General features: G+C 72.5%; 22 protein-coding genes. 13 read left to right on the top strand and 9 right to left on the bottom strand.

The genetic code is table 11. The features are described from left to right. Nucleotides 1–58 precede the first annotated feature (58 nt). Nucleotides 59–1,150 (top strand): FKBP-type peptidyl-prolyl cis-trans isomerase, encoded by a 1,092-nt coding sequence (locus JIAGA_RS0114110; RefSeq protein ID WP_245597181.1) that lies wholly within the window; start codon nucleotides 59–61, stop codon nucleotides 1,148–1,150. Next, nucleotides 1,147–1,509: an FKBP-type peptidyl-prolyl cis-trans isomerase gene (locus tag JIAGA_RS0114105; protein ID WP_026876164.1), complete on the top strand. Its 363-nt coding sequence runs from the start codon at nucleotides 1,147–1,149 to the stop codon at nucleotides 1,507–1,509. Before JIAGA_RS0114110 ends, JIAGA_RS0114105 begins: the two co-directional genes overlap by 4 nt. Before the next feature lie 161 nt (nucleotides 1,510–1,670). Here the strand turns inward: JIAGA_RS0114105 and JIAGA_RS0114100 are convergent, their stop codons facing one another. After that, on the bottom strand, nucleotides 1,671–2,759 hold the full coding sequence (locus tag JIAGA_RS0114100; protein WP_026876163.1) for a DUF3866 family protein: 1,089 nt from the start codon (nucleotides 2,757–2,759) through the stop codon (nucleotides 1,671–1,673). Nucleotides 2,760–2,815: 56 nt separating this feature from the next. Here JIAGA_RS0114100 and JIAGA_RS0114095 point away from each other — a divergent pair, with 56 nt between their 5' ends. The 6 genes from JIAGA_RS0114095 to JIAGA_RS0114070 are packed head-to-tail and all read left to right on the top strand — an operon-like array spanning nucleotide 2,816 to nucleotide 7,207. Beyond that, complete coding sequence (locus tag JIAGA_RS0114095; RefSeq protein WP_026876162.1) at nucleotides 2,816–3,790, top strand: helix-turn-helix transcriptional regulator; 975 nt, start codon at nucleotides 2,816–2,818, stop codon at nucleotides 3,788–3,790. Then, the gene (locus JIAGA_RS0114090) at nucleotides 3,787–4,857 is read left to right on the top strand and encodes a helix-turn-helix transcriptional regulator (protein ID WP_211239654.1); all 1,071 of its coding nucleotides are present in this window, start codon (nucleotides 3,787–3,789) and stop codon (nucleotides 4,855–4,857) included. The genes JIAGA_RS0114095 and JIAGA_RS0114090 overlap by 4 nt, the downstream gene beginning before the upstream one ends. A gap of 11 nt (nucleotides 4,858–4,868) precedes the next feature. Further along, nucleotides 4,869–5,150 carry a hypothetical protein gene (locus tag JIAGA_RS0114085; protein ID WP_026876160.1) on the top strand — a complete coding sequence of 94 codons (282 nt, stop codon included), beginning with the start codon at nucleotides 4,869–4,871 and terminating at the stop codon, nucleotides 5,148–5,150. Beyond that, a complete protein-coding gene (tatA, locus tag JIAGA_RS0114080; protein ID WP_026876159.1) occupies nucleotides 5,143–5,430 on the top strand; it encodes a Sec-independent protein translocase subunit TatA in 288 nt (95 codons plus the stop codon). The genes JIAGA_RS0114085 and tatA overlap by 8 nt, the downstream gene beginning before the upstream one ends. Nucleotides 5,431–5,452: 22 nt before the next feature. Further along, the gene (gene tatC / locus JIAGA_RS0114075; protein ID WP_157553153.1) at nucleotides 5,453–6,316 is read left to right on the top strand and encodes a twin-arginine translocase subunit TatC; all 864 of its coding nucleotides are present in this window, start codon (nucleotides 5,453–5,455) and stop codon (nucleotides 6,314–6,316) included. A gap of 3 nt (nucleotides 6,317–6,319) precedes the next feature. After that, nucleotides 6,320–7,207 carry a diacylglycerol kinase gene (locus JIAGA_RS0114070; RefSeq protein ID WP_026876157.1) on the top strand — a complete coding sequence of 296 codons (888 nt, stop codon included), beginning with the start codon at nucleotides 6,320–6,322 and terminating at the stop codon, nucleotides 7,205–7,207. On the opposite strand, the gene JIAGA_RS0114065 is transcribed toward JIAGA_RS0114070, so the two are convergent. Genes JIAGA_RS0114065 through JIAGA_RS0114055 form a run of 3 tightly spaced genes read right to left on the bottom strand, consistent with a single transcriptional unit; the run spans nucleotide 7,204 to nucleotide 10,815 of the window. Beyond that, nucleotides 7,204–7,581, bottom strand: a complete 378-nt coding sequence (locus JIAGA_RS0114065; protein ID WP_157553151.1) for a hypothetical protein — start codon at nucleotides 7,579–7,581, stop codon at nucleotides 7,204–7,206. The genes JIAGA_RS0114070 and JIAGA_RS0114065 overlap by 4 nt on opposite strands. Further along, a complete protein-coding gene (locus tag JIAGA_RS0114060) occupies nucleotides 7,559–10,228 on the bottom strand; it encodes a class III lanthionine synthetase LanKC N-terminal domain-containing protein (protein ID WP_026876155.1) in 2,670 nt (889 codons plus the stop codon). The genes JIAGA_RS0114065 and JIAGA_RS0114060 overlap by 23 nt, the downstream gene beginning before the upstream one ends. Next, on the bottom strand, nucleotides 10,225–10,815 hold the full coding sequence (locus tag JIAGA_RS0114055; protein WP_157553149.1) for a hypothetical protein: 591 nt from the start codon (nucleotides 10,813–10,815) through the stop codon (nucleotides 10,225–10,227). The genes JIAGA_RS0114060 and JIAGA_RS0114055 overlap by 4 nt, the downstream gene beginning before the upstream one ends. A 426-nt stretch (nucleotides 10,816–11,241) precedes the next feature. Here JIAGA_RS0114055 and JIAGA_RS0114050 point away from each other — a divergent pair, with 426 nt between their 5' ends. Together JIAGA_RS0114050 and JIAGA_RS0114045 are read left to right on the top strand one after the other, a co-directional pair. Further along, nucleotides 11,242–14,022, top strand: coding sequence for a DEAD/DEAH box helicase (locus JIAGA_RS0114050; RefSeq protein ID WP_026876153.1), 2,781 nt, complete (start codon nucleotides 11,242–11,244; stop codon nucleotides 14,020–14,022). Nucleotides 14,023–14,197: 175 nt separating this feature from the next. After that, nucleotides 14,198–15,196 carry an NAD-dependent epimerase/dehydratase family protein gene (locus JIAGA_RS0114045; RefSeq protein WP_026876152.1) on the top strand — a complete coding sequence of 333 codons (999 nt, stop codon included), beginning with the start codon at nucleotides 14,198–14,200 and terminating at the stop codon, nucleotides 15,194–15,196. Between the two features lie 94 nt (nucleotides 15,197–15,290). On the opposite strand, the gene JIAGA_RS0114040 is transcribed toward JIAGA_RS0114045, so the two are convergent. Further along, complete coding sequence (locus JIAGA_RS0114040) at nucleotides 15,291–16,226, bottom strand: 5'-3' exonuclease (RefSeq protein ID WP_026876151.1); 936 nt, start codon at nucleotides 16,224–16,226, stop codon at nucleotides 15,291–15,293. 166 nt (nucleotides 16,227–16,392) lie between these two features. On the opposite strand from JIAGA_RS0114040, the gene JIAGA_RS0114035 reads away from it, so the two are divergent. Next, on the top strand, nucleotides 16,393–17,106 hold the full coding sequence (locus JIAGA_RS0114035) for a GNAT family N-acetyltransferase (protein ID WP_026876150.1): 714 nt from the start codon (nucleotides 16,393–16,395) through the stop codon (nucleotides 17,104–17,106). 15 nt (nucleotides 17,107–17,121) lie between these two features. Here the strand turns inward: JIAGA_RS0114035 and JIAGA_RS29755 are convergent, their stop codons facing one another. Beyond that, nucleotides 17,122–17,826: a class E sortase gene (locus JIAGA_RS29755; RefSeq protein ID WP_169738868.1), complete on the bottom strand. Its 705-nt coding sequence runs from the start codon at nucleotides 17,824–17,826 to the stop codon at nucleotides 17,122–17,124. A gap of 94 nt (nucleotides 17,827–17,920) precedes the next feature. Between JIAGA_RS29755 and JIAGA_RS0114025 the strand changes: the two genes are divergently transcribed. Further along, complete coding sequence (locus JIAGA_RS0114025; protein ID WP_026876149.1) at nucleotides 17,921–18,598, top strand: GOLPH3/VPS74 family protein; 678 nt, start codon at nucleotides 17,921–17,923, stop codon at nucleotides 18,596–18,598. A gap of 37 nt (nucleotides 18,599–18,635) precedes the next feature. Here JIAGA_RS0114025 and JIAGA_RS33835 read toward each other — a convergent pair whose 3' ends face one another. Next, entirely contained in the window at nucleotides 18,636–19,403 is a 768-nt protein-coding gene (locus JIAGA_RS33835) for a PadR family transcriptional regulator (protein WP_157553147.1), read from the bottom strand. Nucleotides 19,404–19,488: 85 nt separating this feature from the next. Between JIAGA_RS33835 and JIAGA_RS0114015 the strand changes: the two genes are divergently transcribed. Further along, nucleotides 19,489–20,589 carry a M24 family metallopeptidase gene (locus JIAGA_RS0114015; protein WP_245597180.1) on the top strand — a complete coding sequence of 367 codons (1,101 nt, stop codon included), beginning with the start codon at nucleotides 19,489–19,491 and terminating at the stop codon, nucleotides 20,587–20,589. A gap of 72 nt (nucleotides 20,590–20,661) precedes the next feature. Here the strand turns inward: JIAGA_RS0114015 and JIAGA_RS29745 are convergent, their stop codons facing one another. Together JIAGA_RS29745 and JIAGA_RS0114005 are read right to left on the bottom strand one after the other, a co-directional pair. Then, nucleotides 20,662–22,020: an FAD-binding oxidoreductase gene (locus JIAGA_RS29745; RefSeq protein ID WP_035812516.1), complete on the bottom strand. Its 1,359-nt coding sequence runs from the start codon at nucleotides 22,018–22,020 to the stop codon at nucleotides 20,662–20,664. Between the two features lie 130 nt (nucleotides 22,021–22,150). Further along, nucleotides 22,151–23,188, bottom strand: a complete 1,038-nt coding sequence (locus tag JIAGA_RS0114005; protein WP_026876146.1) for an aminotransferase class V-fold PLP-dependent enzyme — start codon at nucleotides 23,186–23,188, stop codon at nucleotides 22,151–22,153. Nucleotides 23,189–23,250: the final 62 nt, after the last annotated feature.

Here is a 23,250-nt window from a genome sequence, read left to right as displayed (position 1 = left end):
GGTTGCCCTTTCCAACCGAACACCTCCAGCCCGCGAAGAGATGAAGGACTTGTTCACCGTGCGCACTAGAAAGGCACTGGCCGCGCTGATCGTGGCGTCCGCCGTGGCGCTGACGGCCTGCGGCTCCGACGAGGGCGACGGCGGTGGCGACTCCACCGACGGTCCCGTCACCACTTCCGACCTGGGCATCGAGGTCGCCGGCGAGGCTGGCGAGAAGCCCACGCTGACCATCCCGGACGAGGACCCGCCGTCGGACCTGCAGGTTCAGGTGCTCTCCGAGGGCGACGGCGAAGAGGTCGGCGAGAACGACGTCGTCGTGGCGAACTACCTGGGGCAGACCTGGGAGCCGCGCGCCGCCGAGGCGCCGGCTCCGGAGGACCCCGCCGCCACCGACCCGGCTGAGGACCCGGCGGCGACCGAGGGTTCGGCCGGCGGGGCGACCGACCCGAGCGCCACCGAGGACCCGAGCGCCACCGAGGACCCGAGCGAGGCACCGGCCGACGCCGAGCCGTACGTGTTCGACAACTCCTACGACCGCGGCCAGGCCGCGGGCTTCTCGCTCAACCAGGTCATCCCGGGTTGGAAGGACGGCCTGACCGGCCAGCCCATCGGCTCCCGGGTGTTGCTGTCCATTCCGCCGGACCAGGGTTACGGCGCGCAGGAGGGTCACGACCTCCAGAACGACACGCTCGTCTTCGTCGTCGACATCATCGACTCGATCGACCCGACGGCCAGCGCGTCCGGTGAGGCTGTCGCCGACCTGCCCGAGGGCATGCCGGCCGTCACGGACGGCGAAGAGGGCGCCGCGCCCACCCTCGACTTCGCGGGAGCCACGCCGCCCGAGGCGTCCGACACCACCGTCGTCGTCACCGGTGACGGCCCGGAGCTGGGCGCGAACCTCGTCGTCAACATGGTGCAGGCGTCCTACCCGGACGGTGCGGACGTCATCAGCACCTGGGACGAGGGTCAGGCGCCCATCGTGCTCGCACCGGAGCAGCTGGCCGGCATCCCGGGTCTCGCCGAGGCGCTGACCGGGCAGACCGTGGGCACGCGCGTCGTCAGCCGCATCTCGGCCACCGACAACCCCAGCCCGGACGGCGGCGAGGGCACACCGCTCGTGCTGGTCATCGACATCATCGGATCGTTCTGATGGAGCGGCCGGAGATCGACTTCATCGGCGGCGACGCCCCGACCACGCTCCAGATCAGCGACCTCACCGTCGGCGACGGGGCCGAGGCGACCCCGGGTGCCACCGTCCTGGTGCACTACGTCGGCGTGGAGTTCGAGTCGGGCGAGGAGTTCGACGCGTCGTGGAACCGCGGCGCGCCGATCGAGTTCCCGCTGCGCGGTCTCATCCAGGGCTGGCAGGACGGCATCCCGGGCATGCGCGTGGGCGGCCGCCGGCAGCTCGTGGTCCCGCCGGAGCAGGCCTACGGCCCGGCCGGTGGCGGTCACCGCCTCTCCGGCAAGACGCTGGTCTTCGTGATCGACCTCCTGGCGGTCCGCTGACGCACTGCCCGGCTCCGCGTGTCGAGCCGGAAAATGATCACGTTGACCATGGGTACCCCCGCCTCACCAGGCAAGCATCCCTGGTGAGGCGGGAGGACCCATGGTCAACGTGATCATTTGCGTCGGGGGCGGGCCCGGGGGCGGGGCCGCCCGCCGCGGCGTCAGCCGTCGTGGCGGAGCAGGCCTCCGGCATGGCGGCCGGCAGCGGCCGCGGCGAGGAAGTACGCGGCGTCCTCGTCCAGACCGCGGCCCATGGTCGACAGCCGCACCGGCACCTGGGCGAGCGCGTCGGCCAGGCCGTCCACCGGAACCGTGATGACGTTGTGCCGCGACCTGAGGCGGGCGGCCTGGTCGCGCACCTTCTCGCCGAACTCGCCGGGCAGGTCGGGCACCACGACGTCGGCCGGCGCCAGCGCGACCTTGCCGTACGCGGTCAGGCTGTGGTGCGACACGCCGTGGTGACGGGCCCGCGGGTCGGCCGAGCTGACCCGCAGCGACGCGACCGGCCGGCCGCCCAGCACGACGGCGGCGTTGACGGCCTCGCCGCAGGCGACGCCGGAGAAGCCCCACCGGGTCCCGGTACCGAGGTTGCCGGGCCCCTGCGCCACGACGGCGATGTCCGCGCCCAGGACGTGCCGGGCGGCCAGCAGGCCCGTGTGCAGGGTGACGGCCTCCAGGTCGCCGCCGAAGGCCTGCCCGACGGTGACGGTGCCGGTGAGCCACCCGGCCTCGCGCAGCGCCGCGGCCGAGCGGCTGAACCATGCCGGGAGCGCGCCGCCGTCGGTCATGACGTAGGCCACCCGCACCGACGCCGGGTACTCCGCTTCCGTGGTCAGCCCGGCGAGGATCGCCGGCAGTGCCGAGTGCAGGTCGGCGGCGACGACGGGCATGCCTTCGAGGTCGTCGGCGTCGCGCAGCAGCTCGTGCCAGTCCGAGTCCTGTTCGTCCACGCCCAGGACGGTGGCCTGCAGAGGCGTGTAGCGGGCCTTCACCAGGTGGCCGGGGCCGGGCGGGGGGTCGGGCGGCAACCGGTTGGGGATGGCGACGACGTGCGCGTAGCCGCCGGTGCCGAGCCCCATCGCGAGTGCCGTGGTGTTCAGCACGACGATGTCGCCCGGCTGCGGCCGGCCCACCAGGTCCACGTACGCCAGCGCGCGCACGACCTCACCGTCGACATTCACCCGCAGCTCCATGGCTCCGGGCCAGGAGCCGTCTACTGTTTTGACTACACCGTTTCGCCAGCGGATCACGCGCAGAGACTAGCCACCGGATACTCTCGCGCTGGCATCGGGATTGGGGGTAGGGCGTGTCGCAGGCGGCCAAGAGCGAACGGCTGATGAACCTGGTCATCTGTTTGCTCGTTGCGCGGGGGTATGTGCCGAAAAGTCGTATTCGAGAGGTCGTCGGCGGCTACGGCGACCAGACCGACGAGGCCTTCGAGCGGATGTTCGAGCGTGACAAGGAGGAACTGCGCGAGGTCGGCATCCCGATCGAGACCGGTTCGTTCGATCCGGTCGGCGACGAGGAGCCCGGCTACCGCATCCAGCGGCACGAGTTCGAGCTGCCCGAGATCCGGCTCGAGCCGGACGAGGCCGCCGTCGTCGGCCTGGCCGCCCGGGTCTGGCAGCACACGTATCTGTCCGAGGCATCCAGCACCGCCGTGCTGAAGTTGCAGGCGGTCGGGGTCGAGGCCGACACCCGGTCGCTGGGCGCCGTCGAGCCACGGGTCGGGGGAGAGGAGCCGGCGTTCTGGCCGCTCTGGGAGGCGGTGCGTGACCGCCGGCCGGTGGCCTTCCTGCACCGCAAGAGTTCGACGGCGCAGCCGCTGCTGCGGCACGTGCAGCCGTGGAGCGTGTTGTCGTGGCATGGCCGGTGGTACGTGGTCGGTTTCGACACCGACCGGGGCGCGGCGCGGATGTTCCGGATGTCGCGCATCGTCGACGAGGTCCGCCCGGACGGTCCGGCCGGCAGCTACGACGTCCCCGCACCGGAGACGGTCCGCGAGGCGGCCGCCTCGCTGGCTCCGCCCGAGCGCTCGCCGGTGCTGACCGCGAAGATCCGGGTCCGGTTCGGCAGCGGGCACGGGCTGCGGCGGCGCGCTACGTTCGTCTCGTCGGACCTGAGTACCGGATGGGACGAGGTGAACGTGCCCTACACGAGCAACCAGGCGCTGGCCGAAGAGCTGGTCAGTCATGGCGCCGACGTCGTGGCGCTGGAGCCGACCGAGCTGCGCGATGCCGTCGTCGAGCGGTTGCGCGCCATCGTGGCGGTGCCGGCGTGAGCACCACGAACAAAGCCGCAGACGGCGCTGCCGGCCGCCGCCGCACCGGGACGCGCAAGGCGAAGGCGTCCACCGGCCGGGCGCCGGCCCGGCGCGCGGACAGCGCCCAGGCCCAGGTGACGCGCCTGCTGTCGATGCTGCCGTACCTGCGTTCGCACCCCAGCGCCCGGGTGTCGGAGGTGGCGGCGTTGTTCGGTGTGAGCGAACGCCAGGTCATCCGCGACCTGCAGGTGCTGTGGTTCTCCGGCCTGCCCGGCCTGCAGATGGGCGACTACATCGAGGTCGACATGGAGGCCGTCGAGGGCGAAGGGATCATCAGCGTCTCCAACGCCGACTACCTCGCCCGCCCGTTGCGGCTGCACGCCGACGAGGCGGTGGCGCTGATCGTGGCACTGCGCACGCTCGCGGCGGTGCCGGGGTCCTTCGAGCGCGGGGCCGTCGAGCGGGCCATCGCCAAGCTCGAGGACGCCGCCGGCGAGGCCGCCCAGCGTGCTGCGTCCGTGCAGGTCCAGGTGGACGCCGACGCCGTCGCCGACGTCGCCGCTACGGTGCGTACCGCGCTGGACGGCAAGAACCGGCTGCACCTGTCGTACTGGGTGCCGGCGCGCGACGAAGCCACCGAGCGCGACGTCGACCCGATGCGGCTGGTGGTGGTCGACGGGCGGCTCTACCTCGAGGGTTGGTGCCACCGCGCGGAGTCGGTGCGGCTGTTCCGGCTGGACCGGGTGCTGGACGTCAAGATGCTCGACGTGGCGGCCGAGGTTCCGAGCCAGGCCCGTCCGCGCGACCTCGACGCCGGGCTCTTCCAGCCGTCGCCGAGTGACGAATTGGTGACGATCGAGCTGACCCCGGCTGGCCGCTGGGTGGCCGACTACTACCCGCACGAGAGCGCCGAGGAGCTCCCCGGCGACGGTCTGCGGTTGCGGCTGCGGGCGCGTGACCGCGAGTGGGTGCGGCGCCTCGCGCTGCGGCTGGGCGAGACCGGCCGGGTCGTAGAACCCGCTGACCTGGGCGCCGAGGTCACCGCGGAGGCCCGGGCTGCCCTCAGCGCCTACGACGTGCAGTAGGGTCGGCATTCATGTCGACCCTCGCCGCATGGCTGTTCGTGCTCCTCGGGGTGGCCCTGCTGGGCGCCATCGCGTGGGTCGTGCGCGCCGTCGTGGTGCTGGTCCGCAAGCTCGGCCGGTTGAACGACGAGTTCCAGGAACTCCACGGTGACCTTGACTCCGCCATAGGATCGAGGGTGGAGTATGACCCGAACGCACGCCCGGAGGGGCATCTCGGGCATGCGGAGCGCATCGTGCCTAACGGGTACCATCGACGGGACGTCCCCCGTCAGGAAGAGGTCGACCATGGGTAGCATCGGCACCTGGCAGCTGGTCATCGTCTTGGCCATCGTGCTCCTGCTCTTCGGCGCCAAGCGGCTGCCGGAAGCGGCCCGTGGGCTGGGGCGCTCGCTGAAGATCTTCAAGACCGAGACGCAGGGCCTCATCAACAACGACGACAAGGCCGACGACGTCACCGGCGAGACCCCGCAGCAGCAGCCGGCCCAGCCGCAGCCCCAGCGTGCGGTGGAGCCGCCGGCCACGCCGCAGGAGCCGGCTCAGCCGGTGAACGACCAGACGCGTCGCGACGCCTGATCCCGGTAACACACCCGACGACGTGGCGACGGTGATTGGCCGGCGGGGCAAGGGCTCGAAGCCCGAACCGGACCCCGAAGGCCGTATGACACTGACCGAGCACCTGCGCGAGCTTCGTTCGCGGGTGCTCAAGTCAGCCCTGGCCGTGGTGGCTTTCGGCATCGTCGGGTTCATCTTCCGCGACTGGATCTTCGACTTCCTCATCGGGCCGTTCGAGGACGCGCGGGCGCAGACCGGCATGGACGCCGATCTGAACTTCCGCGAGATGATGGACCCGCTGGTGGTGCCGCTGCGCATCGCCATGCTGACCGGCTTGGTTTTCGGCGCACCGGTCTGGATCTACCAGCTGTGGGCGTTCATCACGCCGGCCCTGTACCGCAACGAGAAGCGCTGGGCGCTGGCCGTGGTGGGTGCGGCGGTGCCGATGTTCGGTCTCGGCGTGCTGCTGGCCATGTGGCTGATGCCGCGGGCGATGGTCTTCATGCAGAACTTCGCCCCGGACAACGTCAGCATGATCGTCGACTTCGGCAGCTATCTGAGCTTCGCCATCCGGCTCGTGCTCGTCTTCGGCGTCGGCTTCCTGCTGCCCATCTTCGTGGTGCTGCTCAATGCGGTCGGCGTGCTGCGGCACGAGACGCTGAGTACGGCGCGGCGCTGGGTCATCGTCGGCATCTTCGCCTTCGGCGCCATCGCCACGCCCACCGGCGACCCGCTGTCGCTGCTGGTGCTGGCCACACCGATGTGGTTGCTGTTCGAGGCGGCGGTGCTGATCTGCCGGGTCATGGACCGGCGCCGCGACCGCACCACCGGCGCCGTGCTGGCCGACGACGAAGCCACTCCGGACGACGAACTGCGCCGGCTGGGACGCGTCGACGACGACCTGTGACCCATGGGCGAGGAGATCGCGCTCCTGGTCAACCCGGCGGCCGGTCGGGGGCGCGGCGCGCGGGCGGGCCGGCGGGCGGCCGGCCGGCTGACTGATGCCGGGCTGACGGTCCGGGAGCTGGCCGGGCGCGACGTGCGTGAGGCCGCCGACCTCGCCCGCGAGAGCGTTCAGGACGGTGTCCGGGCGCTGGTGGTGGTCGGCGGCGACGGCATGGTCCACCTGGGCCTGCAGGCGGTCGCCGGTACCACCACCCCGCTCGGCGTCATCCCGGCCGGTACCGGCAACGACTTCGCCCGCGGGCTCGGCATACCGCTGAACGACCCGCGGGCCGCCGTGGCCGTCGTCGCCGGCGGTCGGCACCGCGACGTCGACCTCGGCCGCTCCGAGGGCCAGTGGTTCGCCGGCGTGGTGGCCACCGGCTTCGACGCGAAGGTCAACGACCGCGTGAACCGGATGCGCTGGCCGCGCGGGCCGCGCCGCTACGACATCGCCACTTTCGCCGAGCTGGGCGTGTTCCGGCCCATTCCGTACCACCTGGAGCTGGACGGCGAGGTCACCGACGTCGAGGCGATGCTCGTCGCCGTCGGGAACCTGCCGTCCTACGGCGGCGGACTGCGCATGACTCCGGGGGCCGAACTCGACAACGGCCTGTTCGACGTGGTCATCGTCGCGCCGGTCAGCAGGTTGACGCTGGTACGAGCGTTCCGCCGGGTCCGGCGGGGCACCTACACCGGCTACCCGTTCGTGTCGGTGCGCCGGGCGCGGCGGGTCAAGCTCGACGCGCCCGGCATCACGGCCTACGTCGACGGCGAACGGCTCGGCCCGTTGCCGCGGACCTTCGACCTCGTCCCGCGCGCCCTGCGCGTGTTCGCGCCGCTACGGCCGCGCTAACCCTGCTTCACCTGGCCCGGCGAGGCTCCGATGCTCGTGATGAGCGTGCACTCGCAGCTGGTGAGGCAGCACGACGTGCAGCAACAGTCCCACGTCCAGATGCCGGCGCGGGCGGCAAGGGCCTCGTCCTGGAAGTCCTCGGCAGCCATGCCGTAGGCGAAGTTCTCCGGCACCCCGCGCTCGATCAGCAGGCGCGACATGGCCTCGCCGTTCGCCAGGGCCCGCTTCTGCAGATCCGGGTCGAGAGCGAACTCCTTGCGCAACATCCGGACCTTCTCCAGCGAGATGCGGTAGGCGCCGATCTGCCGTTCCACCGTGTCCATGACGCGGGCGGCGATCTCGAGATCATCCTCACCCGGTCCTCTCTTCCGCATGTTGGGCATGGTCCGTTCTCCCTTCGCGTGGGCGGCCGTTGGAGATCCCCAACGGCTCGGTCACCGGCCGGGACGCGGCCGGCGAGAGCAGGTGCGCCGAGTGGGGCATGGCGAGGCGGAGGAACCCGGCACCGATGCCGGCCCGCCCGACCATCAGGTCGGGGGCGACCACGTCCCGATACTCCGTGGGCCAGTCGCCGTCACCGCGGCGGCAAGCGGCGAGGTTGTCGCCGAGTTCCCAGGCCTGCCGAAGCCAGCGGTCGTCGCCGGTGCCCTGCCAGAGATCGACCAGAGCCTCGGTGTTGCCGGCCAGGCCGTGACACTGCGAGGTGCCGCACCAGACGGAGCCGGCGACGACGGTCCGCCCGGCACGCTCGGCTGCGTCGACGAGCGCGGCCTCGCCGGTCACCTCGAAGGCCCGGACGAGGAAGCGGAGGATGCCGGGGGCGCCATGGCACCAGTAGACCGCCCGGGGGGACCCCGGGTCGCCCGACGCGGACCAGGTCAGGCCGGTGCCGTCGGGCAGGCAAGGGACGGCCTGGTCGACGAGCCAGGCCGCGACGTCAGCGCACAGGCGGTGGGCGGCGGCGTCGTCGGCCGCGGCGGCGTACTCGGCAATCGCGTAACCGATGCCGGCGGTGCCGTGGGACATGCCCAGGTACGCCTGGCCGCTGAGCCCGTCGTGGCCCGGCGGGATCGGCCAGCGGAAGCCGGGACCGTCGCAGGTGCGGGCCAGGTCCTCGACGAGCGCGCCCGCCCGCGCCAGCATGGACTCGTCTCCTAGTGCCCGGTGCATGGCGAGGAGGTACAGGACGGTGCCGGCCGCGCCGGTCATCAGGTCGGGGGAATGCGCCGGCATCGCGTGCACGCGGTCGGCGACGGCTCGGGCGCGGCGGGCCCAGCCGTCGTCGCCGGTCAGCCCGGCCAGCGCGAGGTAGAGCAGACCCGGCCCGCACTCACCGAAGTACAGACCCGGCATCGGGACCTGGCGCGCGTAGCCGGGCGGCGCCTCCCACAGCCAGCGGCCGGTGCCGAGCGCGGCCTCCAGGTAGTCGCCGTCGCGGGTGGCCGCTGCCATGGCGGCGAGGAAGAGCGCCGGGCCCGCGGATCCCGCATAGAGGTCTCTGCCGGCCTGGCCGCTCTGGATGGGATGCTGGGACGTCCAGAAGACATGGCGGCCGCGGCGCACAGCCGAGCGCAGGAGGATGTCGCCGACTTCGCGGGCGAGTTCGAGCCGGCGTGGTGCCGAGGACGACGACAACGACGGCCGGCGGCGCAGCGTGGCCGACCGGCCGCGGGCACGAGTCCGATGCACCGCGTGGCGGATCTCCTCGACCGAACCGGGGCGGCCGGCAGGGTCCGGGTCCAGGCAGCGCGCGACCGTCGTGAAGTACGCGTTGCCCGGGTCGCGCGCGAGCTCGTAGAGCGCCGCGCGGCGGCTGTCAGGTAGCGCCGACGCGTCGACCAGCAGCGCTGCGGACAACAGGGTTGCTCCGACGGCGTAGACGTCGTCGGAGAATCCGCGGCCCAGCGCCGGATCGCCCTGCTGCGGAGACGTGTAGCCGGGCGTGCCGATGCCGGGGACCGGCTCGGAGGTCGGCGGGCCGGTCAGCTCGACGTCCACGACCCGGAACCCCCGGTCGGTCACGATGAGGTTCGCCGGCTTGACGTCACCGAGGACCATCCCGGCGGCGTGGATCGCGCCGACGGCGTCGCACAGTTGAGTCGCCCAGCCGCGCAGGACGGAGATCGGCGGCCGGGTCAGCTGTTCGGCCAGCGCGGTCAGGAGTGAGGCGAAGGTCGGCCCTTCGACCAGCCGGTATACGAGGAACGACAGGTCGGGCTCGTCCCAAGCATCGACCAGAGCCGGGGTGACGCCCGTGCCGGCCAGGGTCCGCAGCAGCTCCGCCTCGTGCCGCAGGCGGGACCGGGCGTCGGCGCCGTCGGCGGCCTCCATGACGAACGCGTGGGCCTGTTTCACCACCAGCAGATCGTCGCCGTCGCCGTCGATCCGGAATCCCAGCCAGGTGGACCCCTTCGGGCTGGCGTGCAGCCGCTGCGCGAGCATGTACCGGCCACCCGCCGGCCGAGGTCCGGGCGCCGGTGCCTCACGCTCGTCGGGCTCCCAGCCGTCGCCGGCCCGCCGCGCCGTGGTGATGCGGCCGGTCGGGAGCTGCAGCCAGTGCTCGGTGAACGCGCCGTAGCGGACGTGGACGAGGCTGCCCGCCGTCACGGGGACGTCGCCGGCGATCCGGGGGCCGCCCAGGCCGGTGGTGGCTTCGTGCAGCGCCCAGGCGAGCCGGCGCGCGTCCGGGGAGCTCGGTGGATAGACGGTGAGGAACTTGCCGATCTGAGCGGCCCCTGCGCGTCCGCTGGAAAGCCAGGCCAAGTGCTGCATGGTGGCAGCGTGCTTGAACGGGTAACGGGCCCGGGCCAGGATCGGGAGCACTCGGTCGAGCAGGTCGGCCGCCGCCCCGAGGCCAGCCGAGATGTGGATCTTGAGGCCGACCTCGGCGTCGTACAGCCCCGAGGGGCGGTACACCGTCCACGCTCCGCCGTCGCCGCCTCCGCCGACCTGCCAGCCGGCGAACAGGCCCGTCGCACCGGCGCGCGCCGCCGCGACCTGGATGCCGTCGTGGTCGTTCATCGCGAAGCGGCGATCGACCGCAGCTTGGCCAGTTGGGCGTCGAGCATCATCCGCTCGTTGCCGTGGAGCGGAACCCGCAGGGTCGCGGCGTCCTCGAACGGCCAACGCCGCGCCGAACCAGCCGCCACCGCGGTGAGTGCGTCGGCCAGGCTGGCCGCCCGCTGTGGCGCGCCACGTGACAGTTCGACCCGCGCGACGTGCGACGCGAGGTAGATGCGCCGGGGCGTCAGGTAGTCGTGGTCGTACCCTCCGGCCAGGACGGCGCACGCCGCCAGCGCCGAGTGCAGCCGTTCGATGGCCCGGCGGTGCAGGCCCTCGGTCCAGTCGGCGAGCGCCCACGCGGGGTCGGAGGTGACGCGGCAGACCAGGATGAGCTCCGTCGACATCGGATGGAACCGCTCGAGCGCGCTCAGGATGACCCGGGCGCGCTGCTGCCGCCCTTGCTTCGCCTCCCAGGCGGCGTGCTGGTGTTGGTCGGCGAGCGTTCGAACGAGCAGGAAGTCCTTGTACGGGTGCCGACGGGCCAGCACTCGGCACTGTGCGTTGAGGTAGTCACGGAGGATCGTCTCCTCCAGCTGGTCCATCACGTGATCAGCGTGCGTCCAGCCGGCTCGCTCGTCGATGCCGGCCGATGATGTGCCCCTGGTGTGCACCATGCCCCCCATGGCCAGTGATGGTCGGTGCCAGTACCGACAGCCGACCGAGAACGGCGACGACCGCCCGGCTGCGCGTCATGGTCGTACAGCTCCTGCGGAGGAGGCGGACGCACGGTCTGGACGTGTCCGCCAGCGGCTACTGCGGGCGGGACACGAAAACTCTGAAACCCCCCAAACGCGGTGCAGATCCACGCGTCACCTCCAAACGTGCTCCCGGGTGATGGGGTTGTCAATACCTCCCAATGGATCTTTTGGCGGCCGATCGCCGCACGCTACGCGGGGCAGGGATCGGTGTGCGCCCCGCGGGCCCGCGCGGGTCTGTCGCACCGGGTGGCGGGCCGGGATAGCGTAAGGACCATGAGTTCGCCGGCGGAGCGGTACGCGGCAGCACACGACCGGCGGCGCGACCCGTCGCCGCATCTGCGGCACTTCCAGGGTGATTACGGTTTCGAGTTCGACGACTTCCAGGTCCGCGCCTGCCGCAGCGTCGAGGCCGGCCGGGGTGTTCTGGTGGCCGCGCCGACGGGGGCGGGCAAGACGCTGGTCGGCGAGTTCGCCGTGCACCTGGCACTCGAACAGGGCCGCAAGTGCTTCTACACGACACCCATCAAGGCGCTGTCGAACCAGAAGTACCACGACCTCGTCGCCCGCCACGGCGAATCCCGGGTCGGCCTGCTGACCGGTGACAACACCGTCAACGGCGAGGCTCCGGTGGTCGTCATGACCACCGAGGTGCTGCGCAACATGCTCTATGCCGGCTCGTCGACGCTGACCGGGCTGAGCTATGTGGTCATGGACGAGGTGCACTACCTGGCCGACCGGTTCCGCGGCGCGGTCTGGGAAGAAGTGATCATCAACCTGCCTGAGTCGGTGAGTGTGATCTCGCTGTCCGCCACCGTCTCCAACGCCGAGGAGTTCGGCGACTGGCTCACCACGGTCCGTGGCGACACCGACGTCGTCGTCGAGGAGAAGCGGCCGGTGCCGCTGTGGCAGCACGCCATGGTGGGCTCCAGGCTCTACGACCTGTTCGCGCAGGCGGACGGCTCCACGGACCCTGCGCGGCGCGGAGACTCCCATCGGGTGGTGAATCCGCAGCTCGCGCGGGTGGGCCGCGACGACTTCCGCGCGCCACGAACCGGCGACCGGCGGCCCGGCCGTGGGGGCCGCCCGCCGCGTCGGCCACGGGGCACCTACACACCCGGCCGGGTCGAGGTCATCGAGAAGCTGGACGCGGCGAGCCTGCTGCCGGCCATCGTCTTCGTGTTCAGCCGCGCCGGCTGCGAGGCGGCGGTGCAGCAGTGCCTGAGCGCCGGCGTACGGTTGACCCAGCCGGCCGAGCGCGAGCAGATCCGGGAGGTCGTCGAGGAACGCTGCGCCGGCATCCCGGAGGAGGACCTGCACGTCCTGGGCTACCACGAGTGGTCCGACGGGCTGGAGCGCGGTATCGCGGCCCACCATGCCGGCATGTTGCCCACGTTCAAGGAAGTGGTCGAGGAACTGTTCGTGCGCGGGCTGGTCCGGGTGGTCTTCGCGACCGAGACGCTGGCACTGGGCATCAACATGCCGGCGCGTTCCGTCGTCCTGGAGCGCTTGGTCAAGTGGAACGGCGAGACCCACGCCGAGGTCACGCCGGGCGAGTACACCCAGCTCACCGGGCGGGCGGGCCGGCGCGGCATCGACATCGAGGGTCACGCGGTGGTGCTCTGGCAGCCGGGCTTCGACCCCACGTCGGTGGCTGGGCTGGCATCCACCCGGACGTTCCCGCTGCGCTCGTCGTTCCGGCCGTCGTACAACATGGCCGTCAACCTCGTCGACCGGGTCGGCCGGGCCTCGGCTCGCGAGATCCTGGAGTCGTCGTTCGCCCAGTTCCAGGCCGACCGCGCCGTGGTCGGCCTGGCACGCCAGCTGCGCCGCAGCGAGGAGGCCCTCGACGGCTACAGCGAGGCCATGACCTGCGACAAGGGCGACTTCTCCGAGTATGCGGCGCTGCGGCAAGCCATCCGGGACCGCGAGAACGCGCTGGCCCGCGAGGGTACCGCGCTGCGGCGGGCGGCAGCGGCCGCGGCGCTGGAGAAGCTGCGGCCGGGCGACGTCATCCGGGTCCCGTCGGGCAAGTTCGCCGGACTGGCCGTCGTGCTCGACCCCGGGACACCGCGTACCGGGCCGGTCGGTTCGGACGGACCGCGCCCGACGGTGCTCACGGAGGGCCGGCAGGTGCGCCGGCTCTCACTGGTCGATTTCCAGACGGCGGTGGAGCCGCTGACGAGGCTGCGGATTCCGCGGTCGTTCAACCCGAAGGTGCCCGCGGCGCGCCGCGACCTGGCCGCCACCCTGCGGGCGAAGGCCCCCGACGACGGCGGCCGGCGGGGCCGTCCGCACGGCCGACGCGGTCGTTCCGGCGCGGCCGACGACGCCGAACTGGCCCGCCTGCGCCGTGAGCTGCGGGCTCACCCGTGCCACCAGTGCCCGGACCGCGAGGAGCATGCCCGCTGGGCCGAGCGCTGGTTCCGGCTGCGGCGCGAGGCCGACCAGCTGCAGCGACGAGTCGAGTCGCGCACCAACACGGTGGCCCGGCAGTTCGACCGGGTCTGCCGGGTCCTGGACGACCTGGACTACCTCGACGGCGACGACGTCACCCCCTCGGGGCGGCGGCTGGCCCGCCTGTACGGCGAGCTGGACCTGCTGGCCGCGGAGTGTCTGCGCACCGGCCAGTGGGACGGTCTCGACCCGGCTGAACTGGCCGCCTGCGTGGCGGCGCTGACCTACGAGTCCCGCCAGCCTGACGACGCCGTGCCGCCTCGGTTGCCGCCCGGCCGGGTCCGCGACGTGCTCGCGGACATGGTGCGGCTGTGGGGCGAGTTGGACCACCTGGAGTCGACCCACCGGCTGGACTTCCTGCGCGAGCCCGATCTCGGCTTCAGCTACGCCGCCTGGCGCTGGGCCAGCGGGCATCGGCTGGACGTGGTGCTGCGCGAGGCCGACCTCGCCGCCGGCGACTTCGTCCGCGCCATCCGGCAGCTGCTCGACCTGCTGGACCAGGTCGCCGACGCCGCCGCTGGGTCGCCGCTGCGCGAGACCGCCCGGCTGGCCGCCGGTGCGCTGCGCCGCGGCGTCGTCGCCTACGCCACGCTGTCCTGACCCGGAAATGATCACGTCCGGCATGGGTGCTCCCGCTCCACGAGGAATGCTTGCTCGGTGAAGCGGGAGAACACCTGGGCTGACCCCGCCACACCCGCCGCGCCGCCCGCGCCGGCATTTCGCCAACAGCAGATGCGCGGTGACCGTCGCGGCTGGATCGTGCGAGGCTGACCCGATGCGACTTCTGGTGTTGGGCGGGTCGGCGTTCGCCGGACGGGCCGTGGTGGACGCGGCGGTCGAGCGGGGCTGGGACGTGACGACGTTCAACCGCGGCCGCACCGGCAACGCGCGTGAGGGTGTCGAGATGGTCCTGGGCGACCGGCTCGACCCGGACAGTCTCGCGCCGCTGCGGCAACGCGACTGGGACGCCGTCGTCGACACGTGGACCGGCATGCCGCGCGCCGTCCGCGACAGCGCCGCGGCCCTGGCCGACCGCGCCGGCCACTACACCTACGTGTCCAGCCGTTCGGTCTACCAGCCGCCGGTTCCGCACGGGGCCGACGAGTCCGCGCCCACGCTGGCCTCGTCGCCGGACGCCGAAGACGGCGACTACGGGCAGATGAAGGCCGGTGGCGAGCTGGCTGCACAGGCGGCTTTCGGCGACCGCGCGCTGATCGCTCGGGCGGGCCTTGTCCTCGGGCCGCACGAGAACGTCGGCCGGCTGCCGTGGTGGCTGACCCGGGCAGCCCGCGGTGGGCCAATGCTGGCGCCTGGCCCGGCGGACCTGCCGCTGCAGTACATCGATGCGCGGGACCTGGCGATCTGGATCCTCGACTGTGCGGCGCGGGGGATCGGCGGTGTCTACAACGCCGTCAGCCGGCCCGGTCACACGACGATGAGCGGGCTGCTCGACGCCGTCGTCGATGCCACCGGCGGGGTGGCGTCGCTGCGCTGGGTCGACCCCGAACCGATCCTGGCCGCTGGTGTCGAGCCCTGGATGGACCTGCCCGTCTGGATCCCGCCGGGCCACCCGTACACCGAGTTCGGCCTGCACACCGGCGACGTGTCCCGCGCCGCCGCCGCCGGGCTGCGGGCACGGCCGGTCGAGGAGACAGTCGCCGACACGTGGGCCTGGCTGCGCGCCATCGGCGGATCAGCGCCCCAGCGACCCGACCGGCCACCGCTCGGCCTGGACCCGCGGGTCGAAGCGGCCATCCTCGACGCGGCCGGCTGACCCGCCTGCGTACCGCGCCCGGCATGGGCCGCTCCGGCCGCTACGTCTGCGGGCCGAGCATGGGTCGTCGCCGTCAGGAGGATGCCCGACGGCGTCAGGCGTCGGCCGGCGCCGGGTTGAAGGCGTTGAGAACCCGGTTCAGCGACGAGTCCAGGCCCCACCGGGTGCCGAGCTCGACCAGCTTCTCCGGCTCGGCGGGCGTCGCCGGCAGGGTGTCGTCGTAGTCCGGAATCGGCACGTCGCCGCGGACCCGCACGACGTCCGGCGCGACCGCCAGATAGTCGCGAGCGTCGTTGATCTTGCGACGGAGCGTGGGGGAGAGGTCGGCGCCGGGATCGTCGACGGCGGCCAGCAGGCCCTCGATGCTGCCGAACCGGGTGATGAGCGTGCCGGCAGTCTTGTCACCGACCCCGGACACGCCGGGCAGGCCGTCGCTGGGGTCGCCGCGCAGGGTCGCGAAGTCCGCGTAGGACCGGCCCGGAATGCCGTACTTGGCGGCGACGACCGACTCGTCGACCACCTCGTGCCGGCCGACGCCGCGCGCGGTGTAGAGGATGCGCACGTCGCGGGAGTCGTCGACCAGCTGGAACAGGTCGCGGTCGCCGGTGACGACGTCGACGGGGCCCGGGTCGCGCCCGGCAAGGGTGCCGATGACGTCGTCGGCCTCGAACCCCGGCACGCCGATGTGGGCGATGCCGAGCGCCGACAACACCTCGAGGATGACCGGGATCTGCGCCTCGAGCGCCGCCGGCACCTCCTCGATGTTCCTGGCCGCATTGGCCAGGCGGTGCGCCTTGTACGACGGCAGCAGCGCCACCCGGAACGCGGGCCGCCAGTCCGCATCGAGGCACGCCACCAGCCGGGCGGGCTGGCGGTCGGTGGTGAGCCGGGCGATGAAGTCCAGCAGGCCACGCACCGCGTTGACCGGCGTGCCGTCGGGCGCCGTGATGGAGTCGGGGACACCGAAGAATGCACGGAAGTACAGCGACGCGGTGTCGAGCAGAAGCAGCTTCCCACGAGGGCTAGGCATGCCCGCAGCTTAGCCGTGACCACCGACACGGAAGCCCCGGCGCGGAGTCGCAAGAGCGTCCCTGCGGGCGTTGGTCGGCGCGCGGGTCCACGACGAGGACGCCGGCCGGGTGCCGTCCGCCGAAATTCCGTCGACACGACGGGTTCGTCGCTGCCAGGGTCCTCGCATGGGAGATCTTGGTCCGACCGAACTCCGGCTGATGCAGGGCCTGGCCCAGCGGGTGACCGCGCTGCGGCCGGAACTGCTGAAGGGCGACGCCACCGTCGGTGAGCTGGCCTGGGTGTGGGCCAAGGACTACGACGCGCTCAACCAGTTCTGGCGGCACCGGTTCTGGTTCGTCGACGGCCGGCTGGCCGGTTGGGGGTGGGTGCATCTGCCCCACCGGGTCCAGCCCAGCGATGGGAAGGTCCGTGAGGCCGACGTGCCGGCTCCGGTGCTACCCAGGGGTTTCCGGTTTGTGTCGGCCGCGGACGTCTCGGTGGCTGACGTCGTCACAGCGCATCGGAACGCCTGGTATCCGTCCGGCCTCACCGAAGCGGCGTTCGAACGGGTCCGGCGCACCTGGCCGTACCGGGCCGACCTGCATGTGCTGATCGAGGCGGCGGACGGCACACTCGCCGCGACAGCGAGCGTCTGGTTGGACGACGCGACGCGAACCGCTGAATTCGAGCCCGTCGGAACCCACCGGGACTTCCGGCGACGAGGGCTGGGCACCGCGTTGCAGCTGCACGGTATGCAGCTGGCCAGGGCGGCCGGCGCGAACCGGATGCTGGTCGCCTGTCTTGGCGCGCCGGCGCATCCGGCTGCCCGGAACATGTACTACGGCGTCGGCTTTCGCGAGCTGACCCGGGACGTGCCGCTGATCAAGGTCGCGGCCTGACGCCCGCACCGGGCGCTAGCCGGTGGGGCCGCTGACCAGGACTCCGGTGGCGTACATGCGGTGCGACGAGCCGAACCTCGGCCAGCAGGTGGTCAGCGTGATGCGTCGCTCGGTCGGTTCGGTGTCACGGGGTTCGCCGGGCACCGGGTCGACCACCCAGACGTCGCTGATGTTGATGCGGTTGCCGTCGCTGTCGCCGTCCGGAGCGTCGTCGAGCTCGTAGACGTAGACGCCGTCGGCCATCTCGATCTCGATCGTGTCGCCGACGCGCAGCTGCGGGAAGTCGGCGAACGGTTCGAGGTGACCGGAGCGGTGCGCGGCGATGCCGACGTTGCCCAGCTCGCCGGGGTTGGCGGTGTTCGGGTAATGACCGGGCCCACGTTTGAGGTCGTCGACCTGGACACCCTGGACGACCGTGAACTGCCAGTCGTCGCCGAACCGCGGGATGCGCAGGATGCCGTAGGCGTCGCCGTCGGCCAACTCGGACGGGTCAGGTGCGGGTTGCTCCGGCGCGAGCTGGCTCCACTGCTGGTCCAGCTCGTTCTCGAGGTCGTCCTGCGCCTGAGCGGTCTGCAGGCCGGTGCCCCAGAGGATGTAGACGACGAACAGCAGGACGAGTGCGCCGGCGGTCAGCATGAGCTCGCCGAGCGCCCCGACCGCGACGGCGGCCGCACTACGACGGGGTGCGCTGCGGCCGCGCCTCTGCGCGTGTCGTGGCATAGTCCCGACCCTAATAGGGGCGGCGGCCGTTTTCGTACGCTCCACGAGTAGCTGGCGCGGCGGTTGCTCGGCCGGACCGCTTAGAGTCGGCGGCATGCTGATCGCAGAGGACCTCCTGCTGCTGTTCTACGACGACGAGTCGGGCAAGCCGTCGATCGACGCCACGAAGCTCGACAACGCCCTGGCGGGTGCCGTGCTCCTGGAACTGGCCATGATGGGCAAGGTCGGCATCGCCGGACCGGGGGAGCAGGTGAAGGAGGGCCGCCTGGTCGTGCTCGACCCGGCACCTGCCGGCGACGACGTGCTCGACCACGCGCAGGCCGAGCTCGCTGACGACGAGGGCAAGAAGCCGAAGAACCTGCTCGGTGGCTTGCGCAAGGGTCTGCGCCAGCAGCTGTTGCAGCGGCTGGCCGACCGCGGCCTGGTGCGCCAGGAGGAGGGGAAGATCCTGGGGCTGTTCCCCACCACCCGCTGGCCGGCCGACGACGCGGAACACGAGGCGGGTGTGCGGGACCGCCTCCACGTGGTACTCGCGGCCGGTGCGGAACCCGACCAGCGGACCGCGGCGCTGGTGTCGCTGCTCCTGGCGGTGGACGCGGTCGCCACGGTGGTGCCCACGGACGACCGGCGCACGACGAAGCAGCGCGCCAAGCAGATCGCCGAGGGCGAGTGGGCCGGCGCCGCGGTGCGGAAGGCGGTTCAGGAGGTCAACGCGGCCGTGACGACGGCGATCGTGGTCGCGGCCAGCACCAGCGCTGCCGCCGCCGGCTGACCGACCGGCCGGGCCGACGGGCCCACCGCGCCGGCGGTCAGGCGTTGTCGTCGTCGGCGTCGTCCGGCTTCTCGGCGAGCAACGCGTACAGATCGCGAGTGGCGCCGCGCAGGATCTGCTGCGCCCGCGCGACCTGCTCGGCTGTCCCGGCCCGCAGTACCTGCATACCGGCCATGCCGAGCTGAGCGAATGTCTCGCGCAGGTCGTGGATGGACGCGGTGTGCGCACCTTCGAACGGGGTCCACACCTGGTCGAGCTCGGCTCGGTGGTCGGTGACGTAGGCGGCGCCGGCGTCGGTGAGGTGCACGACCCGGCGGCCGTCCTGCTCCTCGAACCGGACCAGGCCCTCGTCATCCAGCAGTTGCAGGACGGGGTAGATGGAGCCGGCGCTGGGCTTCCAGAGGCCGCCGCTGCGCTCGCTGATGTCCTGGATCAGCTGGTAGCCGTGCTTGGGGCCGTCGGCGAGCAGCACCAGGACGGCGGAGCGGACGTCGCCGCGGCGGCGTCGGGGTCCACGACGTGACCCTCGGCCGCCCTTCGGACCGCGGAGCCCGAAGGCCTCCGGGTCGAACCCGGGGGGCCCTCCAGGACCGCCGGAACCGCCGGGGCCGAATCCACCGGGCCCGAAACCACCAGGGTCGAACGGAGGGCGGCGGCTGTGGCCACGCCCCCGCCCGCGGCCGCTGCCGCGACCGGGGCCACGGCGCTCGCCGCGATCGTGCTCGTCGCCCATACCCGCCAGCCAGGCGGCGCGGCGGCCGCCGAAGTCGTCGAATGCCCCGAAGGGCAGTGCTTGTGCAGTCATCATCGTGTCCTTTCTCTCGATACGTTGACGACATGATGACGATATATCGGCAACGTACCGAACGCAAGTCGCTAGAGTGCGGTGCGTGACCCGTGCGTTCGATCACCGCCTCGACCGTGCCCGTTCGACCGCCGGCGCGGCCGGCCTCGATGCTCTGCTCATCACGCCTGGTGCCGCGCTGCGGTATCTCATCGGGTACGACGCCATCCCGCTGGAACGGCTGACCTGCCTCGTGCTCCCGGTCGTGGGTCCGGCGACGCTCGTGGTGCCGGAACTCGAGGCGCCCGCCGCGGTGGCGAGCGGCGTCGGCGACCTGCGGGTGAGACTGCTGCCGTGGGCTGAGACGGACGACCCGGTCGCGCTGGTGGCCGGGCTCGTCCCGCACGCACGCCGGGTCGGACTGGACGACCAGATGTGGGCGGAGAAGGTGCTGAGGCTGCGGGCGGCCATGCCCGATGCTGAGCAGCGGCCGGCGGGTGCCGTGCTGGCGACGTTGCGGATGCGCAAGGCGCCGGACGAGATCGACGCGCTGCGTGAGGCGGGCGCGGCCATCGACCGGGTGCACGCCCGGATGGGCGAGTGGCTGCGGCCGGGCCGCACCGAGGCCGAGGTCGGCCGCGACATCGCGGAGGCGATCGTCGCCGAAGGGCACGCCCGGGTCGATTTCGTGATCGTCGCTGCCGGGCCGAACAGCGCGAGCCCGCACCACGAGACCAGCGACCGGGTCATCGAGATGGGGGAGCCGGTGGTCGTCGACATCGGCGGCACCACGCCGGCCGGGTACTGCTCCGACTCCACCCGCACCTACGCCGCCGGGGAACCACCGGCCGAATTCGTCGCGGCCCATGACGCGCTGGTGCGGGCGCAGGAGGCCGCCGTCCGGCACGTCATGCCCGGCGTGAGCGCCGGATCGGTGGACCTGGCCGCGCGCGACGTCCTGCACGCCGCCGGGCTGGGCGAGCACTTCATCCACCGCACCGGGCACGGTATCGGGCTGGAGACGCACGAGGAGCCGTACATCGTCGGCGGCAACGCCATGCTGCTCGAGGCGGGGATGGCATTCTCCGTCGAGCCCGGCTTCTACCTGCCTGGGCGGTACGGCGCCCGGCTCGAGGACATCGTCGTGGTGACGGACACCGGCGCCGAGCGGCTCAACAACCGACCGCGGGACCTCCTGGTCCTGTGATCAACAGGGAGCCGCACCCCCGGAAGGGGGCGAGCGCCCTGTTGATCACCGGGTGCCGGCCGGCGGCGAGGGTCAGGGTGCGGGCGGGATGTTGTGGTTGAAGCGGAAGACGTTGCTCGGGTCGTAGGTCCGCTTCACCTCGCGCAGCCGCTGGTAGGCCGCCGGGGAGAACGCGGCCTGGACGGTCTCGGGCGTGCTGCGGGCCGGCATGAAGTTCACGAGCCTGCCCGGCCGGGTGTGCGGCTCCAGCGCGCCGAACCCGTCGGCGAGCCGCTGCCGGACCACGGCCAGCTGCTCCGGCGTCGGTGCGAGGGCGTTGGCGGCGGCGACGTAGCGGGCGTCGCGGTGGGACACCGCGCTGGGCTGCTCGGGATCCTTCGCGGCCGCGCCGCCCAGGTGCCGGATCTCCACCCCGGGAACGGGGGAGCCGGGCGCTGTCAGCTCGAGCAGCGTGTCGACGGCGGCCGGTGACAGCTCGTCGAGCAGGGCGCTGTCCCCGGTAGACGGCATCGGATCGGTGGGCTCCATGCCCGACAGCGCCGCCTCCAGGTAGGTGGCTGTGCGGAACCCGTCCATCAGCGGAGTGCCGAGCGCGGAGCGCAGCGCGTCGAGCTCGGCGCCGTCCCCGCCGGCGATGGTGGCGCGCACCATGACGACATGCTGGCCGCGCATCGGCTCCGGGACCGACGGCAGCGGCGGCACGGACATGACCATGGCGGCGGAGGTGACGTCGTCGGAGACCGAGCCGGTCCAGTCCGCCCAGGTGGCCAGGACCTCCGCGGCCCGGTCGCCGGGGTAGACGGCCATGCCGGTCTGCACCAATGGCACGTGGTACAGCCGCACCTGCAGCCGGGTGACCACGCCGAAGTTGCCGCTGCCGCCCTTGAGCGCCCACAGCAGCTCGGGGTTCTCCGTCTCGCTGGCGTGGACCAGCGTGCCGTCGGCCGTGACGACGTCGGCGGCCAGCACGCTGTCGGCGGCGAATCCGTACCGTCGCAGCAGCAGGCCCAGCCCGCCGCCGAGGGTGTAGCCGACCGCGCCGACCGTCGGGGCGGTGCCGGACAGCCCCGCCAGCTCGTGCGGCGCGGCAGCCTCGAGGACCGCCCGCCAGCGCGCGCCGGCGTCGATGCTCGCGACCTGGGCGTCGGCGTCGACGGCGACCCCGGTGAGCCGCGACACGTTGAGCACGACGCCGTCGTCACACGGGTGCACCGCGCCGTGCCCGGACGACTGCACCGCCAGCGGCAGCCCCCGTTCCGTCGCGAGCCGCACCGTGGCCTGGACGTCGGCGACCGAGCCGGCCAGCACCACCAGCGCCGGCCGCTGGTCGATGAGCAGGTTCCACGGCCTCCGGACGTCCTCGTAGCCGTCGTCGCCGGGCGCGAAGGCCTGGCCGGCCAGGGTGGCTCGGAATCCGTCGAAGTGGTTCATGGTGTGTCTCCATCCCGTCCTGAGTTCGATCGCCCGGGCCCAGTCTGCCGAGAGGCACCGACAACGTCCGGCGATCGAGGGTCTGCACCATGGAGACGAATCCCGGCGGCCCGGTGTGACAGCCGACGACTCACCCGGCCAGCGCTTCGATCGCCCGGTCGACGTCGTCGGTGGTGGTGTAGAGGTGGAACGACGCGCGCAGCCGGCCGTCCCGCACGGCGGCCCGGATCCCCGCGGCGGCCAGGCGCGCCGCTGCGTCGGGGACGTCGACGGAGACGATGGCGGAGTCGCCCGGCGGCAGGCCGAGCCCGGCGCGGAACCGGTTGGCCAGGCCGACGTCCCACGCGTTGACCGTCGCCACACCGACGTCGGCCAGGAGTTCCAGTGCCGGCGCGGTGCCGACCCAGCTGAACCAGGCGGGGGAGAGGTCGAGCCGGCGGGCGTCCTCGGCCAGTCGCAGCGGCGGTCCGTAGTAGGAGGTGTGCGGGTCGTCGCCGGCCCACCAGCCGGACTGCGACGGGACGATGCGCTCCCGCAGTTCCGGCGTCGTCGCGAGGAACGCCGTGCCGCGAGGGCTGAGCAGCCACTTGTACGCACCCACCACGACGGCGTCGAACGCCGCGGCGTCGACGGGCAGCCAGCCGCACGCCTGGGTGGCGTCGACGACCGTGATGGCGCCGGCCGCTCTGGCGGCGGCCGCCACCGAGGACGCGTCGGCGACGTCGCCGGTGGCCGACTGCACCAGGCTGAACGCGACGACCTCCGTGGACCGGTCGACGGCGGCGGCCAGCTCCCGCGCCGGGACGGTGCGGACGGTGACGCCGCGGTGCTGCTGCGCCAGCCACGGGAACAGGTTGGAGGTGAACTCCTCCGCCGGTGCGAGCACGGTGGCGTCGGCCGGAACCGAGGCCGCGATCTGCCCGACCAGCTGCGACACCTGTGCGCCGGTGGACACGTCGGATTCCGCGGCGCCGACGAGCCGGGCGAACGCGGCCCGCGCGCGAGCCGTGGACTCGCCCCAGCCTTCCCACGAGACGCGACCGTGGCGCCACTCGTCGAGCGCGGCCTGCAGGGCGTCCCACGCCGGGGTCGGTGGCAGGCCGTAGCTGGCGGTGTTGAGCCAGCCGGGGTCGGGACGGAAGAGAGTGCGCGCGGTGTCGATGTCCACCCCGCCATCGTGCCAGGATCGCTCCAGCGCGCCGGAACGGCGTCCGACCAGGCACGCCGCTA

Origin of the sequence: Jiangella gansuensis DSM 44835, from assembly GCF_000515395.1 — a bacterium.
Lineage (GTDB): Bacteria > Actinomycetota > Actinomycetes > Jiangellales > Jiangellaceae > Jiangella > Jiangella gansuensis.
Note: the sequence above shows the minus strand (reverse complement) of the source record. Positions and strands in the feature narration are given on the sequence as shown.